The organism is Mycobacterium sp. NPDC003449, assembly GCF_053588415.1.
This window is the reverse complement of record NZ_JBSFPX010000044.1, coordinates 1-15,282: the sequence shown is the minus strand read 5'-3', so window position 1 is coordinate 15,282 and position 15,282 is coordinate 1. Positions and strand designations below refer to the sequence as shown.

15 protein-coding genes are annotated in these 15,282 nt (G+C 68.5%); 8 read left to right on the top strand and 7 right to left on the bottom strand.

All coding sequences use genetic code 11. From position 1 onward, the window contains the following. Nucleotides 1-744: an ABC transporter ATP-binding protein gene (locus tag ACWDTP_RS14075; RefSeq protein ID WP_450020614.1), complete on the top strand. Its 744-nt coding sequence runs from the start codon at nt 1-3 to the stop codon at nt 742-744. Nucleotides 745-819: 75 nt separating this feature from the next. On the opposite strand, the gene ACWDTP_RS14070 is transcribed toward ACWDTP_RS14075, so the two are convergent. The 7 genes from ACWDTP_RS14070 to ACWDTP_RS14040 form a co-directional block, all read right to left on the bottom strand. Beyond that, nucleotides 820-1,695: a fumarylacetoacetate hydrolase family protein gene (locus tag ACWDTP_RS14070; protein ID WP_450020612.1), complete on the bottom strand. Its 876-nt coding sequence runs from the start codon at nt 1,693-1,695 to the stop codon at nt 820-822. A 13-nt stretch (nt 1,696-1,708) separates the two neighbouring features. Continuing rightward, the gene (locus ACWDTP_RS14065; protein ID WP_450020610.1) at nt 1,709-2,746 is read right to left on the bottom strand and encodes an Ldh family oxidoreductase; all 1,038 of its coding nucleotides are present in this window, start codon (nt 2,744-2,746) and stop codon (nt 1,709-1,711) included. Continuing rightward, nucleotides 2,746-3,819, bottom strand: coding sequence for an amidohydrolase family protein (locus ACWDTP_RS14060; RefSeq protein WP_450020608.1), 1,074 nt, complete (start codon nt 3,817-3,819; stop codon nt 2,746-2,748). Before ACWDTP_RS14060 ends, ACWDTP_RS14065 begins: the two co-directional genes overlap by 1 nt. Then, nucleotides 3,816-4,895 (bottom strand): Gfo/Idh/MocA family protein, encoded by a 1,080-nt coding sequence (locus ACWDTP_RS14055; RefSeq protein ID WP_450020606.1) that lies wholly within the window; start codon nt 4,893-4,895, stop codon nt 3,816-3,818. Before ACWDTP_RS14055 ends, ACWDTP_RS14060 begins: the two co-directional genes overlap by 4 nt. A gap of 14 nt (nt 4,896-4,909) precedes the next feature. Further along, a complete protein-coding gene (locus tag ACWDTP_RS14050; protein ID WP_450020604.1) occupies nt 4,910-6,052 on the bottom strand; it encodes a Gfo/Idh/MocA family protein in 1,143 nt (380 codons plus the stop codon). Nucleotides 6,053-6,058: 6 nt separating this feature from the next. Further along, nucleotides 6,059-7,075 carry an amidohydrolase family protein gene (locus ACWDTP_RS14045; protein WP_450020602.1) on the bottom strand — a complete coding sequence of 339 codons (1,017 nt, stop codon included), beginning with the start codon at nt 7,073-7,075 and terminating at the stop codon, nt 6,059-6,061. Nucleotides 7,076-7,155: 80 nt separating this feature from the next. Continuing rightward, nucleotides 7,156-8,022: a ribonuclease Z gene (locus ACWDTP_RS14040; RefSeq protein ID WP_450020600.1), complete on the bottom strand. Its 867-nt coding sequence runs from the start codon at nt 8,020-8,022 to the stop codon at nt 7,156-7,158. Nucleotides 8,023-8,244: 222 nt separating this feature from the next. On the opposite strand from ACWDTP_RS14040, the gene ACWDTP_RS14035 reads away from it, so the two are divergent. The 7 genes from ACWDTP_RS14035 (at nt 8,245) to ACWDTP_RS14005 (ending at nt 15,152) form a co-directional block, all read left to right on the top strand. Further along, complete coding sequence (locus ACWDTP_RS14035; protein WP_450020598.1) at nt 8,245-8,676, top strand: CBS domain-containing protein; 432 nt, start codon at nt 8,245-8,247, stop codon at nt 8,674-8,676. An 85-nt stretch (nt 8,677-8,761) separates the two neighbouring features. Further along, complete coding sequence (locus ACWDTP_RS14030) at nt 8,762-9,790, top strand: LacI family DNA-binding transcriptional regulator (protein ID WP_450020596.1); 1,029 nt, start codon at nt 8,762-8,764, stop codon at nt 9,788-9,790. Nucleotides 9,791-9,869: 79 nt separating this feature from the next. After that, the gene (locus ACWDTP_RS14025) at nt 9,870-10,628 is read left to right on the top strand and encodes an enoyl-CoA hydratase/isomerase family protein (protein WP_450020594.1); all 759 of its coding nucleotides are present in this window, start codon (nt 9,870-9,872) and stop codon (nt 10,626-10,628) included. Then, entirely contained in the window at nt 10,625-11,416 is a 792-nt protein-coding gene (locus ACWDTP_RS14020) for an SDR family NAD(P)-dependent oxidoreductase (protein WP_450020592.1), read from the top strand. The genes ACWDTP_RS14025 and ACWDTP_RS14020 overlap by 4 nt, the downstream gene beginning before the upstream one ends. After that, nucleotides 11,413-13,035, top strand: coding sequence for an acyl CoA:acetate/3-ketoacid CoA transferase (locus ACWDTP_RS14015; RefSeq protein WP_450020590.1), 1,623 nt, complete (start codon nt 11,413-11,415; stop codon nt 13,033-13,035). Before ACWDTP_RS14020 ends, ACWDTP_RS14015 begins: the two co-directional genes overlap by 4 nt. After that, a complete protein-coding gene (locus ACWDTP_RS14010) occupies nt 13,032-14,402 on the top strand; it encodes an MFS transporter (protein ID WP_450020588.1) in 1,371 nt (456 codons plus the stop codon). The genes ACWDTP_RS14015 and ACWDTP_RS14010 overlap by 4 nt, the downstream gene beginning before the upstream one ends. Before the next feature lie 141 nt (nt 14,403-14,543). Continuing rightward, nucleotides 14,544-15,152 (top strand): GNAT family N-acetyltransferase, encoded by a 609-nt coding sequence (locus tag ACWDTP_RS14005; RefSeq protein WP_450020586.1) that lies wholly within the window; start codon nt 14,544-14,546, stop codon nt 15,150-15,152. Nucleotides 15,153-15,282 lie beyond the last annotated feature (130 nt).

Sequence of the window (15,282 nt, the reverse complement as noted above, 5' to 3'; positions counted from 1 at the left end):
ATGGCCGATATCACCGTCACCGACCTGCACAAGGAGTTCGGCCTCGGCGCCGACAAGGTGATCGCCCTGGAGAACGTCAACCTGAACATCAGCGGGCACGCGTTCGTATCGGTCGTCGGGGCGTCGGGCTGCGGGAAGTCGACGCTGCTCAACATCCTGTCCGGAATCGAAACACCGACCAGTGGGCGGGTGAGCATCACCGAGAACGGCAAGCCCGCGCGGGCCGGCTACGTCTTCCAGGCCGCCCGGCTGCTGCCGTGGCGCAGCGTGATGGACAACATGCTGTTCGTCCAGAAGGACCGGTCCGAGCAGACCCGGGCCCGGTGCAGGCACTACCTGGAGATGGTCCAGCTCGGCGACAAGGGCGACAAGTACCCCGGCGAGTTGTCCGGCGGCATGCAGCAGCGGGTCGGTATCGCCAGGGCGTTCGCCACCGAACCCGATGTGCTGTTCATGGACGAACCGTTCAGTCATCTCGATGCGATCACGGCCCGGACCCTGCGTTCCGAACTGCACACGATCTGGGCCGAGACCGGGAAGACCGTGGTATTCGTCACCCACGATGTGGGGGAGGCCGTCGAGCTGTCGAACCGGATCCTGGTGTTCGCCAAGGGCGGTCGGCTGGCCGACGATATCAAGCTCACCCTGCCGTTCCCGCGCGACGTCTCCGACGCCGACGTGGCGGTGACCAAGGCTGAGGTGTTCAAGACCTTCGAGGACATCGGAGCACTGGCCGTGTCCTGACCGGCCGCCGCGCTGGAGCTGGGCACGCGCGCCTACCCCTCAATCACGTGCCCAGCTCCACGCCCGCCGTGGCGCTCAGCGCACCGGGTTGGTCAGCGTGCCGATGCCGTCGATGGTGACCTCCATCAGATCCCCCGGCGACAGGAACTTCGGCGGGGTGTGGCCGATACCGACACCGGCAGGCGTTCCGGTGGCGATCACGTCGCCGGGCTCCAACCGGACCGCGGCCGAAATCGCCTCGATCAACGTGGGGATGTCGAAGATCAGATCGGAAATCGTCGCGTCCTGGCGTAGCCGGCCGTTGACCCGGGTCTGCAGACGCAGCGCGCCAATGTCGCCGATTTCATCGGCGGTCACCAGCACCGGGCCCATCGGGCAGTAGGTGGCCGCACTCTTGCCGACGAAGAACTGCACATGGCGGTGCTGCAGGTCGCGGATCGTGACGTCGTTGACGATGGTGTAGCCGTATACGTGCCCGAAGGCGTCTGCCGCGGTGATCCGGTGCCCGCCGCGGCCGATCACGACACCGAGCTCACCCTCGTAGTCGCTGGTACCGGTGGCGTCGTCGCTGACGCACACCGGGTCACCGGGACCGGCCAGCGAGGACAGCGCCTTGGTGAAGATGACCGGATGGTCGGGCACGACCTGCTTCTGGCTGGCGTCGAATCCGCTGCCGGCGAACTCTTTTGCGTGGTCGTGGTAATTCTTGCCCACGCACATGACGTTGTTGCGCGGCCGGATCGGCGCGAGCAGCCGTACCGCGTCGGCGGCGATCCGCGGTGCGGTGGCGGCCAGCGCGGACGCCCGTGCGAGCCCGTCGGCGCCGAGCGCGACGAACTCGGCCATCGTCACCGGCAGTCCGGCGTCGGCGGCGAGCGGGACGATCTTGTCGTCGTCGACGAGACCGATCTCCGGTATACCGCCGGGCCGGCGGAACGTGACGAGTTTCAACGTGTCGTCCTCTCTAGAAAGGTGATTCGACTCCCGCGTCGCGGGCCAACCGGTCGAGGGGCCCGGCCAGCGACGGCGGCACCGGTACGCCCAGCCGTTCGTTGTCGGCCGCCACCCGCGCGGCCTCGTCCCCGGGCAGGCGGACCTGACCGCCGTCGACGGCCCCGGAATCCCGCAGCTCGTCGAGATGGCGGGTGAGGTCGGCGATCACCTCGGCACCCGGCCGGAACAGATCGGCCCGCAGCACCAGAACCGCCTGTCCGGTGTTGGTCGGGGTCCTCAGGTCCCGGCGGTGGTCGACGACGTCGGCGCCGAACGCCGCGCCGTTGAGCACCCCGGCGAGCAGGCCGATGGCCACGGTCAGCCCGGAGCCCTTGTAGCCGCCCATCGGCACCAGGAAGCCCTCGTGCGCACGGGCCGGATCGGTGATCGGTTGCCCGGCCGCATCGATCACCCAGCCCTCCGGCATCGGCCTGCCCGCACCGGCGGCCACCTTGATGGTGCCGTGCGAGGCCGCGGTGGTGGCGATGTCGAGGACGAACGGCGCCGTCTTGGTGGGCACCGCGATGGCCAGCGGATTGGTCCCCAGCAGCGGATTCGTGCCGCCCCACGGAGGCATGCCGTTGGCGTTGGCGACGGCGAGGTAGATCCCGACCAGCCCGGCGTCGGCCGCCATCTGCGCGTACAGGCCCGCCGCACCAGCGTGATTGGACCGCACGGTGCCGACCCAGGCCAGCCCGGACCGCTCGGCTTTGCCGATCGCGAGCTCGGTGGCGCGGGTCATCACCACCTGGCCGAGTGCATTGTCGCCGTCGACCAGCGCCGACACCGGGGTCTCGTGGGTCACCGCGATATCGGGGTCGACGTTCACACCGCCGGCGCGGATCCGGTCCACATACGCCGGCAGACGGATCAGGCCGTGCCCGGTGCGGCCCCGCACATCCGCCTCGACCAGACGTGCGGCCGTGATGGCGGCATGGTCGGGCCGGACGCCCTCGGCCCGCAGCACATCGCGGGCGAACCAGGTCAGCGCGGCGCGGTCGACCCGCATCATCGTGCGGTGTCGATGTCGAACAGGCGGATCGCGTTGCCGCCCAGTATCAGATCCCGTTCGGATGCGGCGAGGTCGACATCGGTGAGGAATCCGACCGGGTCGACGGTGCTCATATCGAACGGGTAATCGGTTCCCATCAGGACGTGCTCGGCGCCCAGGTCGGCGACCAGGGTCGCCACCATCCGCGGGTCGAACACATTGGTGTCCACGTAGATCGCCCGCAGCACCTCGCTGGGCGGGACGTCGAGGTGGTGCCGCAGCTCCGGACGTACCCGCCAGGCATGGTCGGTGCGGGCGATGTAGAACGGCAGGTAGCCGCCGCCGTGAACGACCAGAACCCGCAGCAGCGGGTGGCGAATCCACACGCCGCCCAGGATCATCCGGGTGACCGCGAGCGTCGAGGCCAGCGGCATGCACATCACGTTCACCAGGTAGTAGTCGCTGAACCGCTGTCCGTGGGTGAAGCCCTGCGGATGCAGGATCACCGTCATGTCCAGTTCGACGACGGCCTCCCAGAACGGGTCGAAGCGGCGGTCGTCGAGATCGAGGCCCAGTACGTCGGCGCTGATCTCCACGCCGCCGAAACCGAAATCGCCCCTGGCCTCCCGCAACACCGCGACGGCCAGATCCGGATGGTTCATCGGCACATTGGCGACCGCGGCGAACCGATCCGGCCACCTGGCCACCACCTCGGCGAACCGTTCGTGCTGAATCCGGTTGGCCCGCACGGCCTCGGATTCGTCGAGCCAGTAGAAGTACTCGGTCGGCGGGACCGACAGCACCTGCATGTCCACGCCCTGGGCGTCCATGTCGGCCAGGCGCTGTTCGGCATCCTCGAACTGGGCGGTGTTGAGCGGGCTGGCCCGGTACTCGGCGTTGTACCGGGTGGTTTCCGGCGACGAGTAAAGCGAGCGCGGCTCGAACTCGGGACGGAAGTGCGGTTTGGCAAGGGTGGCAGCCGGTTTCACCGATAGATGGGTGTGGGCGTCGATGCACGGACCGCCCGGCCGCGGCGCCCGCGACGGTTCGATCCGCGGCGCCAGCTGCGGCCACCACTCGCCACGGGTCATGCCGGGCTCAACGCCGTCTCACCCAGGGCTTCGTCGACGTCGGTCGGGGACAGCGGCAGTTCCACCACCTGGTTGCGTTGCGCGGACAGGTCCGCGGCCAGGTAGACCTCCATGGTGGTGCGGGCCAGCCGCGGTTCGACCAGCACCGGCCGGTCCAGCGCGACGGATTCGATGAAGTGCGTGGTCTCGCGTTCCATCGGGCCCGCGTAGACGTGGTCGACGAATTCACCGGGCATGGTGGACAGCGGGAACTGCACCCCGTTCGCCACGGTGTTCAGGACGATATCGCGGTGGCTCGCATCGGCCAGCACCGCGCCCTCGGTCCCGATCACCTCGATCCAGGTGGTCGCCGCATTGGGATACCCAGGGGGCAGGGACATCCCGGCGCCGACCGTGACCACCACCCCGTCGTCCATCGTCACCACGATGTACTGGGAGTCCGGCGCTCCGAGCGTCGCGGCCCGCACGCCCCACGCGTTCTGCGAATACACCCGCACCGGGCGGCGCGGCTGCAGGCACCAGAACGCGAAGTCCAGATCGTGGGTGGCCTCCATCGCCGCGGGGGAAAGCTTTGTGCGCGAGGAGATCTTGGCGCCCAGCGACCGGGTGATGTGCCGGCTCAGCAGGATGCTGGTGACATCGCCGAGAGTGCCGTCGTCGATGGAACGTTTGATCATCGCCTGTTTGGCGTTGAACCGCTGCGAGTACCCGATGGTGAACTTGAGCCCACCGGCCTCGGCCAGTCCGATCAGCTCATCGGCCTCGGCCAGCGTGACCGCCATCGGCTTCTCCAGCAGCACATGCTTGCCGGCCTCAAGCGCCGCCCTGGTCATCGGGTGATGCAGCACCTCGGGTGTCGCGGACACGACGACGGCGTCGACGGCCGGGTTCCCGACGATGTCCTGCCAGCGGTCGGTGAGCTGCGCCGGGTTGGTCAGTTCGGCGATCTCGGCCCGGCGGCCCGGGTCGATCTCGGCCAGGTGCAACTCGCCGACGAGCGGGCTGCGTGATGCCGTCACCGCCCGGATACCCCCGCACCAGCCGGTACCGATGATGCCGAGATTGATCTGCCGCATTGCGGTCCTTTCCGTCAGGCGCCGAGTCCGGCGACGAGTTCATCCGCGTCGATCGGCAGGGCGACCGGGCGACCGGTCCGCGCCGACAGATCCATCGCCATGGTGTACAGGAGATTGGCGTGCCCGTCGGCGGCCGTGGCGTGCGGGGTCGCCACCCCGCGGCAGATCCGGGCGAACCAGGTGGTGGTCTCCTCGCGCATGGGGCCCCACAGCATTCCATCCGAAACGTCGCCGGGCGGATAGCTGCCGACGAAGTCGACGTGGCGCGGGGCGGGCGGTTCGAAGCCGCGGCTGTTGTACCCGGCGGGCTGGCCGATCTCCGATGCCAGCACCACATCCCGGTGGGTGTCCTCGATGTCGATGACACCGCGAGTGCCGACGATGCCGATCTCCAGCCCGTACACCGCGCCGGGCCACACCGTCGGCAGCGCCCAGTTGATGTTCATGCTGAACACCACACCGTCGTCCATCGTGAAGACGCCCAGGGTGGCGTCTTTGGTTCCGATCGACCCGAGCGTGCGGTCGGTGGAACGCGCGTACACCTCGACCGGCCTGCGACCCTCCAGCAGCCACATGCACATGTCCAGGCTGTGGGTGCCCGACACCACCATGGGCGTGAGATTGGTTGTGGCCGTGCCTTCGGGGATCTTGCGCAGCGTCGCCTCGGGGACCATGCGGTTCATGAAGGCACGGGTGACGACGGTCGTGACGTCGCCGATCTGGCCGTCGCGCAGACGTTGTCTGACGGTCTGGAACCGGCGGCGGAACCGCTGGGTGTACCCGACGACCGCGTCGACACCCGCGGCGTTGATGGCCGCCAGCACCCGGGCCGATTCGGTGGGGTCGGTAGCCAGCGGTTTCTCGATGAACAGCGGCACCCCCAAGGCAACCGACCGCAGGATCGGATCGACGTGTTCGCGCTCGTCGGTCGCGACGATCACCGCACCCACCTCGGGACGGGCCAACAGGTCGGCGATGTCGGTGGTGGCGAAATCCGCATCGGTGTCGGTGGCGAGGTTCTTGAGGGTCTGCTCGTCGCGGTCACACAGGCCCAGCCAGCCGATTCCCGGATACTCACGGGCCAGTACGGCGCGGATGCGCCCCACCGTGCCGCATCCGATGACGGCCAGTCCTACGGTTCCGTGTGCTGTGGGCATCGGCGTTCACCCCAATCCGAGTAGTCGGGCGGCATTTCCGCCGGCGATCAGGTCGACCTGCCGTTGGTCGAATCCCGCTGCGGTGCCGAGTAATCCGAGCGGGTCCTGGTCACCCATGTCGTAGGGGTAGTCGGTGCCGAGCAGCACGTGCTCGGCACCGTACCGGTCGACCAGATACTCGAGCTGACCGGGCTCGAACACCATGGTGTCGAAGTAGAACTTGCGCAGATACGAGGTGGGCAGCTCGGGAACGCCCTCCCGCACATCGGCCCTCGCCTTCCAGCCGTGGTCGATCCGGCCCGGGTAGGCCGGTAGGTACCCGCCCCCGTGCACCACCACGATCTTGAGATCGGGATGGCGGGCCACCACGCCGTCGAAGATCAGGTGTGCGGTCGCCAGGGTGGCCTCGAACGCGTGGCCGATGATGTTGACGAAGTTGTGGTCGGCCAGCCGCTGGGCGTGGGTGGCACCCTGGGTGTGGATCACCACCACCAGGCCGAGCGCCTCGACCTCGGCCCAGAACGGTTCGAGCCGGGGTGCCGAGATCTCCTCACCCTCGACATGCGTGCCGATCTCGATGCCGCGCATTCCGAGTTCGCCTGACAGATAGCGCAATTCCGCGATGGCGGCCTCGCTGTCCTGCAGCGGTACCGTCCCCAGCGGCAGAAACCGGCCGCGGTGCGCCGTCGTCGCCTCGACCAATTCCTCGTTGACGATGCGGGCGACCTTGGCGCCCAGTTCCGGGTCGGCCCAGTAGTAGTACTGGTAGACCGCCACCGCGACGGCCTGGATGTCCACGCCCATGCGATCCATGTCGGCGAGCCGGACGTCCAGCAGGTCCATCTTGGGCCTGATCGTCTCCAGCTGGCGCCGGTTGACCGCCTGGGTGGTCGGATTGCCGTGCCCCAGTGCGACTTTCCCGGCGCTACGGGCCGCCTCGGACATGATCTCGGCTGCCGGCGGGCATTCGCGATGGCAGTGGATGTCGATCACCGGGCCGTCGCCGCGCCTGACCCTGCTCATCGTGGTGCGCTCCGCATGATGTCGACCGTAGGAAACCCGCGGTGAACGGGCAATGTCACATCTCGACATCCACACTCACGTCAAGCGTGAACGTCGCGCGTGCCGCACACCCCTGGGTGCACCTCGACCCGGTGCAGGTCGTCGCCCAGTTCGATCTGCCGGTCGAACTCCGAGGCGGCCAGCGCCCGCCAATCATCCTCCTGCCCTGGGCCGATCGCGGGGACGTAGTGGGTGAGCACCAGGATGCCGACCCCGGCGCGCTGCGCCGTGGCAGCCGCCTCCTGCACCGAGGAGTGGTAATCGCAGATGTCCCGGATGCGCTGCTGCGGCAGCAGATCGATGAGGTCCTTGCGAATCACCGTGTGCACCAGGGCGCCGGCTCCGGCCGCCAGGGTGTCGAGGCTCTCGCACGGCACCGTATCGCCGGCCAGGACCACCGAGGCACCGCCGTGCTCGATCCGGAACCCGATCGTGGGCGAGACCGGGCGGTGATCGGTCGGCGCCACCCGGATGCTCACGTCGTCGCCGTCCCACACCACCCCGTCGGTGTACTCGTGCGCCTCGACCGGCGGCGGACCGGTGAGGTCGGCGTGGTGGGCGATCCGGTAGCCGATATCGAAACCGAACGCCTTGAGCGTGGCGTCGACGACGTCGGCGGTGCCGGGCGGGCCGATGATCGGCAGCGGTGGCTGGTCGGCGGTGAAGGTGGTCACCCAGCGGGTGATGATGACGTCACCCAGGTCGGCGATGTGATCGCTGTGCAGGTGGGTGAGCAGTAACGCGGTCAGCCGGTTGGCGCCGGTCCCCGCCGCGGCCAGCCGCTGCTGCACGCCGCGCCCGCAGTCGACGAGGAAGGTCTGGTCGGCGGCGCGGACCAGCGTCGACGGCCCGGCTCGATTCGGATCAGGGATGGGGCTGCCGGTGCCGAGCAGGGTGACCTCGATCATGCGGTCATTCCTACCGCTCCGGGCCCGGTGACACGCCGAAAACTTTCGTATCCGTCTATTTTCGTGCGTCATCGCCCACACGCCAACGACTTTCGGGTCGGGTCGGGGTAGCGGCCGGTGCTCGCTCCGGCTCATCCACGCGAGTCCAGATGCGGTTCTTCTTTCAATCGGGTCGCCGCCGACCTAGTCTGTTGTGAAGTAGATCACGATCGGAGGCGATCGATGCGGATCGCGGATGTGCTGAAGAACAAGGGCACGGCGGTGGCGACGATCCCACCGGAGACCACGGTGGTGCAGCTGCTGGCCAGCCTCACCGAGATGAACATCGGGGCCATGGTGGTGATGGGGCCCGATGGTCTGGCCGGCATCGTGTCCGAACGCGATGTGGTGCGCAAGCTGCACGAGCGCGGCAGCAGCCTGCTGGCGCAGCCGGTGTCGGAGATCATGACGACGGTGGTCGCCACCTGCACACCGCGCGATACCGTCGATCATCTGAGCGTGCTCATGACCGAGAACCGGGTTCGGCATATCCCGGTGCTCGACGAAGGCAGGCTGGCCGGCATCGTCAGCATCGGTGACGTGGTCAAAACGCGGATGGAGGAGCTGGAAGCCGAGCAGCAGCAGCTGCAGGCCTACATCACCCAGGGGCGCTGACGCGACACGACCGGGCCAGGCCCGGATCGGAAACCTTTCGGAAACTCATTGACGGGTGTGTCTCGCCGCGCTCAGGATGGCCCACATGGGGAACCGGTTTCCGAAACGGGCGACGATCATGGACGTCGCCGCGCGGGCCAGCGTCTCCAAGGCGACGGTCTCGAAATACCTCAATGCCAGCGGCGCGTACTACGTGTCCCGCACGACCAGGCGCCGGATCGAGGACGCGATCGCCGAACTCGACTACCAGCCGAATGCATCGGCGCAGAGTCTGGCGACCAAGCGCAGCAATGTCATCGGGGTGTTGGTGCCCAGCGTCGCCAACCCGTTCTACGCCGAGCTGGTGGCCGGCGTCGAGGACGTCATCAACTCGACCGGCTACACGTTGCTGCTCGGCTCATCGGAGGAGGACGCCGCACGCGAACTGGATGTGGTGAACGCGATGATCCGCCGCCGCGTCGACGGCGTGGTGGTCAGCGCGGCCACCGTGAAGGACCGCTGGGTCCGCCGGTTCGTCGACGCCGGGATCGCGGTCGTGGTGGCCAGCCGCGAACTGTCGGGTCCGGCGCTGGACACCGTGGTGATCGACAACCGAGGCGGCGGTGTTCTGGCCGCGCGCCACCTGGAAGAGCATGGTCACGAGCGTGCGATGTTCCTGACCGGACCGTTGAACGTGGCTCCGTTCCGGCTGCGGCTCGACGGCTTCCGCGCGGTCTACGGCGATGCCGCCGACATCGTCGAGGCCACGGGTAACGACCTGGAGATCGCGACCGCGGCCGCCCGCGAGATGCTGGGCCGCGCGGATCCGCCGCGGGCGGTCTTCGCCGCGACGGACACGATCGCCCTCGGTGTGCTCTCGGCGGCCGACGAGGCCGGGCTCTCGGTGCCCGACGACCTGGCCGTCATCGGATTCGACGACATCTGGGTCAGTCGACTGCCCGGCATCAAGCTCACCACGATCGACTCGAAGACCCGGCCGGTCGGCCGCGCCGCGGCCAATATGTTGACCCAACAACTCGAGGGCGCGGGCCGCGACACATCGGGGCGGCCGCAGCGCATGGTGCTGCGCAGCGAACTCGTCGTCCGCCGGACCTGCGGCTGCACCGGTTCCTAGACACCTCCGTATCCCCGGTTCCTCGGCAGTTTTGAGAAACCGGTTTCCAACAGAATCCACGACAGAAGAGAGGTTCTCCGTGCCGACCCGCATCACCCGGTCCGACGACGGCGATGTCACGTTGTGGCTCGACCGCGCGGCCAAGCGCAACGCCCTCGACCGCGCCATGCTCACCGACCTCGCCGCCGCCGCCCGTGGGCTCGCCGGCGACGGCCGCATCCGGACCGTCGTGCTGCGCGGGGCCGAGAAGTACTTCAGCGCGGGCGCCGACATCGGCGACTGGACCGACCCCGGACCGCACCTGGCCGCCGAGTTGTCCCGCCTCGGCACCGAGGCGTTCGACCAGATCGCCGCGCTGCCGGTGGCCACCGTGGCAGTGATCGAGGGTGGCGCCGTCGGCGGTGGTCTCGAGCTGGCCTTGGCCTGTGACCTCCGGATCGCGACGAGCACCGCCACACTCGGCTTCCCTGAGCCGCGGCTGGGCAATCTCACCGCATGGGGTGGGTTGGCTCGGCTGGTCGACACCATCGGCCTCGGCCGCACCCGGGAGATGTTTCTCACCGGTGCCCTGATGTCGGGGGAGCGGGCGCGCGAGATCGGCCTGGTGCATGCCGCGACCGCCGACCACGAACTCGACGACCTGCTTGGCCGGACCCTGGCCGACCTGCACGAGACCGAGCCGACCGCGGTGCGCGCCGTCAAGAGCGTGCTCGCCGGATTGGAGACGACCGTCGCCGTCGAACCGGTCCTGGCCGCCTACTTCAGTTCGTCGGACGCATCGCGGGAGCGCAAGCAGGCATTCCTCGACCGCAGGAACAATTCGAAGGAGATCCGGTGACCACCATCCCCGGGGTGCGGACGCACCCGTACGCCACCCATCCGTCGCTCGCCGGGGCAAGAGTTCTCGTCACCGGCGCGCTCGGCGGCCTCGGCGCCGCGCTCACGGATGCCTTCGCGCACAGCGGAGCCCGGATCGCCCTGCACCATCTCGGGCAGTCCGCGCAGGCCCGGCGACGGCACGAGGAACTGGCCGGAGACGGGATCGACACCGACGTGTTCGAGGCCGATGTCACCGACGAGGCATCCGTGGCCGATCTCGCGCGGGCCGTCGAGTGCCGTTTCGGCGGTATCGACGTACTGGTCAACAACGCCGGGGTGATGGCCGCCGCCAGCCTGGTCGACATGGATCTTTCGGCGTGGCGCCGGACCGTCTCGGTGGACCTCGACGGCGTTTTCCTCTGTACCCGTCACATCCTGCCGGGCATGCTCGAGCGGGGCCGCGGGGTCGTCGTCAACGTATCCTCGCAACTCGCGTTCAAGGGCGCCAGGGACTACACGGCCTACTGTGCCGCCAAAGCCGGTGTCGCGGGCCTGACCCGGGCCCTGGCCAGGGAGGTGGGGCCGGTGATCCGGGTCAATGCCATCGCGCCCGGCCCCGTCGACACCCCGTTCATCGCAGACGTCGCCACCCCGGACTGGGTACACGAGCGCACCCGCGACTCGGTTCTCGGCCGCTTGGCGATGCCGCACGAAATTGCCGGAACCGCAGTGTTTCTAGCCTCCGACGACGCTGCGCTCTACCACGGTCAGGTGCTGCATCTCAACGGTGGCGGGGTGATGGCGTGACCGCGGCACAGCTCGGCGCGCAGTTCCTGTCGGCCGACGAGGCCGTCGCATTGATTCCGCCGGGCGCCACGGTGGCCATCGGCGGCTCAGGGGGCGGGCTGATGGAACCGGACCTGCTTCTCGCGGCGTTGGGCCGACGCTTCACCGGCACCGGCACCCCCGGGGGTCTGACTCTGATCCACACCACCGGCATCGGCGACCGCGAGGGCGGCGGAATGGACCTGCTGGCCCATGACGGACTGGCGCGACGGATCATCGCCGGGAACTGGGGTATGGCCCCGAGAATGAGCGAACTGGCGGTCGCCGGCTCCTTCGAGGCCTACAACTTTCCGCAGGGCGTGATGGCGCAGTTGTTCCGCGACACCGCCGCGGGCCGTCCCGGCACCGTCACCCACGTGGGGATCGGCACGTTCTGCGACCCGCGCCTTGAGGGCGGAAAACTCAACGCCCGCACCACCGATGACCTCGTCGAGGTGGTGACCCTGGGTGGCCGCGAATGGCTGTTCTATCCGGCCCAACCCATCGATGTGTGCTTCATCCGCGGTACCACCGCCGATGAACTCGGCAACATCTCCTGTGAGCAGGAACCCGCCCGGCTGGAGATGCGGGCGATCGCGCAGGCCACCCGCAACAGCGGCGGCATCGTGATCGCGCAGGTCAAACACGTCGCCGAGGCCAACACCCTCGATCCGCGCACCGTCGAGGTCCCCGGCATCTGTGTCGATGTCGTGGTGGCCCATCCGGACCAGCGCCAACTGGTGACCCACGACTACAACCCCGCCTTCAGCGGCGCTGCCCGCGCCGCGTTGTCCACGCTGCCGCCGTTCCCGCTGGACCAACGAAAAGTAGTGGCACGAAGGGCACTTCGCGAGGTCAACGATGCCGACGTGGTGAATCTGGGGGTCGGTATCGCCGACGGGGTCGCGGCGGTGGCGGCGGAGGAGGGCCGCCTGGACACCTTCACCCTGACCATCGAGCAGGGGCTGATCGGCGGAATCCCGGCCCGTGGTGTGATCTTCGGGGTCTCCACCAACCCGACGGCGATCCTTGACCAGCCCTCGCAATTCGACTTCTACGACGGTGGCGGCCTGGACATCTGCTTCCTGGGCTTCGCCCAGATCGACCTGGCCGGGAACGTCAACGTCTCCAAGTTCAACGGACGCATCATCGGCACCGGTGGTTTCGTCAACATCTCCCAGACCGCCAGGACGGTGGTGTTCTGCGGCACGTTCACCGCCGGTGGGTTGGTGGCCGAGCCCGTCGACGGTGTGCTCCGGATCGTCAGCGAGGGCAGGCACCGCAAGTTCGTCGACCAGGTCGAGCAGATCACCTTCTCCGCCGCGCAGGCCCGGGAACGCGGCCAGCGCGTCCTCTATATCACCGAACGGGCGGTGTTCGAACTCGGCTCGACCGGACTGCGGCTCATCGAGGTGGCGCCCGGTATCGATATTCACGCCGATGTGCTCACTCACCTCGGCCCGGTCGAGGTCAGCGACGACCTGGCGGTGATGGATGCGCGGATCTTCGCGCCGGAACGGCTCGGTCCGCGATGGTGGATCGGACAACGCAACAGCGACAACGAAACTCAACAGACTCCAACCGAAAGGGCGTCAGCATGACCAAGGCGACATCGGTGCCGCGACACGCGCCATCGGGCGAAGACGGTGAGCCCGAAATGGTCGTCGAACCCCGCCAACTGCGCCGCGCGGCACTCGCGGCGGCGGTCGGGTCGGCCCTGGAATACTTCGATTTCTACATCTACGGCCTGGCCTCCGCACTGATCTTCGGACCGCTGTTCTTCTCGGGTCTCGGCAGCGACCGTGCCGCGTTGTTCGCGTCCCTGGCCACCTACGCGGTGGGATTCTGCGCCCGCCCGCTCGGCGGCATCGTGTTCGGCGCGGTGGGGGACAAGTACGGCCGCAAGACAGTGCTGCTGGTCACCCTGCTCCTGATGGGTTCGGCGAGCTTTCTGGTCGGGTGCCTGCCCACCTACGCCTCGATCGGGGTCGCCGCACCGATTCTGTTGGTGGGCCTGCGCATTCTGCAGGGCTTGGGCGCCGGGGCCGAGCAGGCGGGCGCCATCACCCTGATGGCGGAATTCGCGCCACCGGCCCGGCGCGGATTCTTCTCGGCGCTGCCCTATATCGGTATCCAGGGCGGCACCCTGCTCGGCGCAGCCGTTTTCGCGCTGCTCGGGGCGCTCCAGCGGGATCTGGTGCACGCCTGGCTGTGGCGGGTTCCGTTCCTGTTCAGCGCGGTCCTGATCGCCGTCGCGCTGGTCATCCGGCTCAAGATGCAGGAGAGCCCGGCGTTCAAGGCCATGGAGAACGAGCGGGAACTCGTCAAGAACCCGGTGCGCGACGTGTTGCGCACCTCGCGGCCGAACATCCTGCGCGCCATCGGGCTGCGGATGGCCGAGAACGGCAATTCCTCGGTCTATCTGACCCTCGTGGTGGCGTTCGTCGCCGGGCTGGACGTGTATGAGAGCAGTGCCTCGATCGGCAGCGCGGGAGTGGCGGTCGGTGCCACCATCGCCACCTTCTCGGTGGTGTTCTTCGGTTGGTTGAGCGACCGGATCGGCCGGATCCGCACCTATCAGATCGGTTGCACGATGCAGGTGTTGATCGCCTTTCCGGCCTTCTACCTGATCTCGCTGGGCCAGCCATGGCTGGCCATCCTGGTCATCGGCCTGGGCTTCGGCGTTGCGGTGCAGGGGGTTTCGGGCCCGCACTGCTCGCTGCTGCCCGAGCTGTTCGGCGCGCCACACCGGCTGACCGGGGTGGCACTGTCCCGCGAGATCTCCGCGGTGCTCGCCGGCGGGTTCGTGCCGTTGATCGGCGCCGTGCTGCTGTCATCCTCCGGCTGGGGCTGGTGGTCGATCGCGGCCTACTCGGCGTTGTTCGCGGCGATCTCGTTGGCGACGACGTTCGTCACCCCCGAAACGCGGGGCCGTGATCTGCTGAGCGTCGAGGACGCGGCGTTCTAACCGGTCGCGACCGCCTCCCCGACACCGTTGAGCAGGTCGTTGTCGCCGAAGGCGCCGCGGTAGGCCGCGGCGGGGTGACTGTCGGGCGCGCGAGATCCGCCACGTCGGGGCCGGCGTTGACAGCTGTGCGATCGTGGGCAGGTGACCGCCACCACCGTCCGCCCGCCGAACCAGGCCGACGTCAAGGAGCTGGCCGCGGTCCTGGGCCGGGCCTTCTACGACGATCCGGTGATGAAGTGGGTGCTACCCGACGACGGTCGCCGGGCCAAGGGCCTACCCCGGTTGTTCGCGGCGATCACGCAGCACCATGCGCTGGCCGGAGGTGGGGCCGAGGTGGCCTGCCGCGACGGGGAGATCGGTGCGGCCGCGCTGTGGGACGGGCCGGGGCGCTGGAAGCAGACCCAACGGCAGGAGCTGCGGATGCTGCCCGCCCTGGTGCTGGCGTTCGGCCGCAGCCTGGGGCGAGGCAAACAGATCGCCGAGCTGATGAAGAAGCATCACCCGGAGGAACCGCACTGGTATCTCGCGGTGATCGGCAGCGATCCCGCGGTGCGCGGCGGCGGTTTCGGGCATGCCCTGATGACCTCGCGCCTGGATCGGGTGGACGCCGAACACGCTCCGGCGTATCTGGAATCCAGTAACCCTGACAACATCCCGTACTACCTGCGGTTCGGGTTCGAGGTCACCGGAGAGATCACGCTGCCCGGCGGCGGACCCACCATGACGCCGATGTGGCGGCCGCCCCGGTAATTCCGTTCCGAGACTGCGGTGGGATCATCGAAACCGCCGCGAACGCGATCTGGGCGCAGGCTCGCGGCCGGGGGCCTAGCTGTAACTCTTGGGGAGGTTGTGAACGGCGTGGCGGCGACGAACGGGTGAG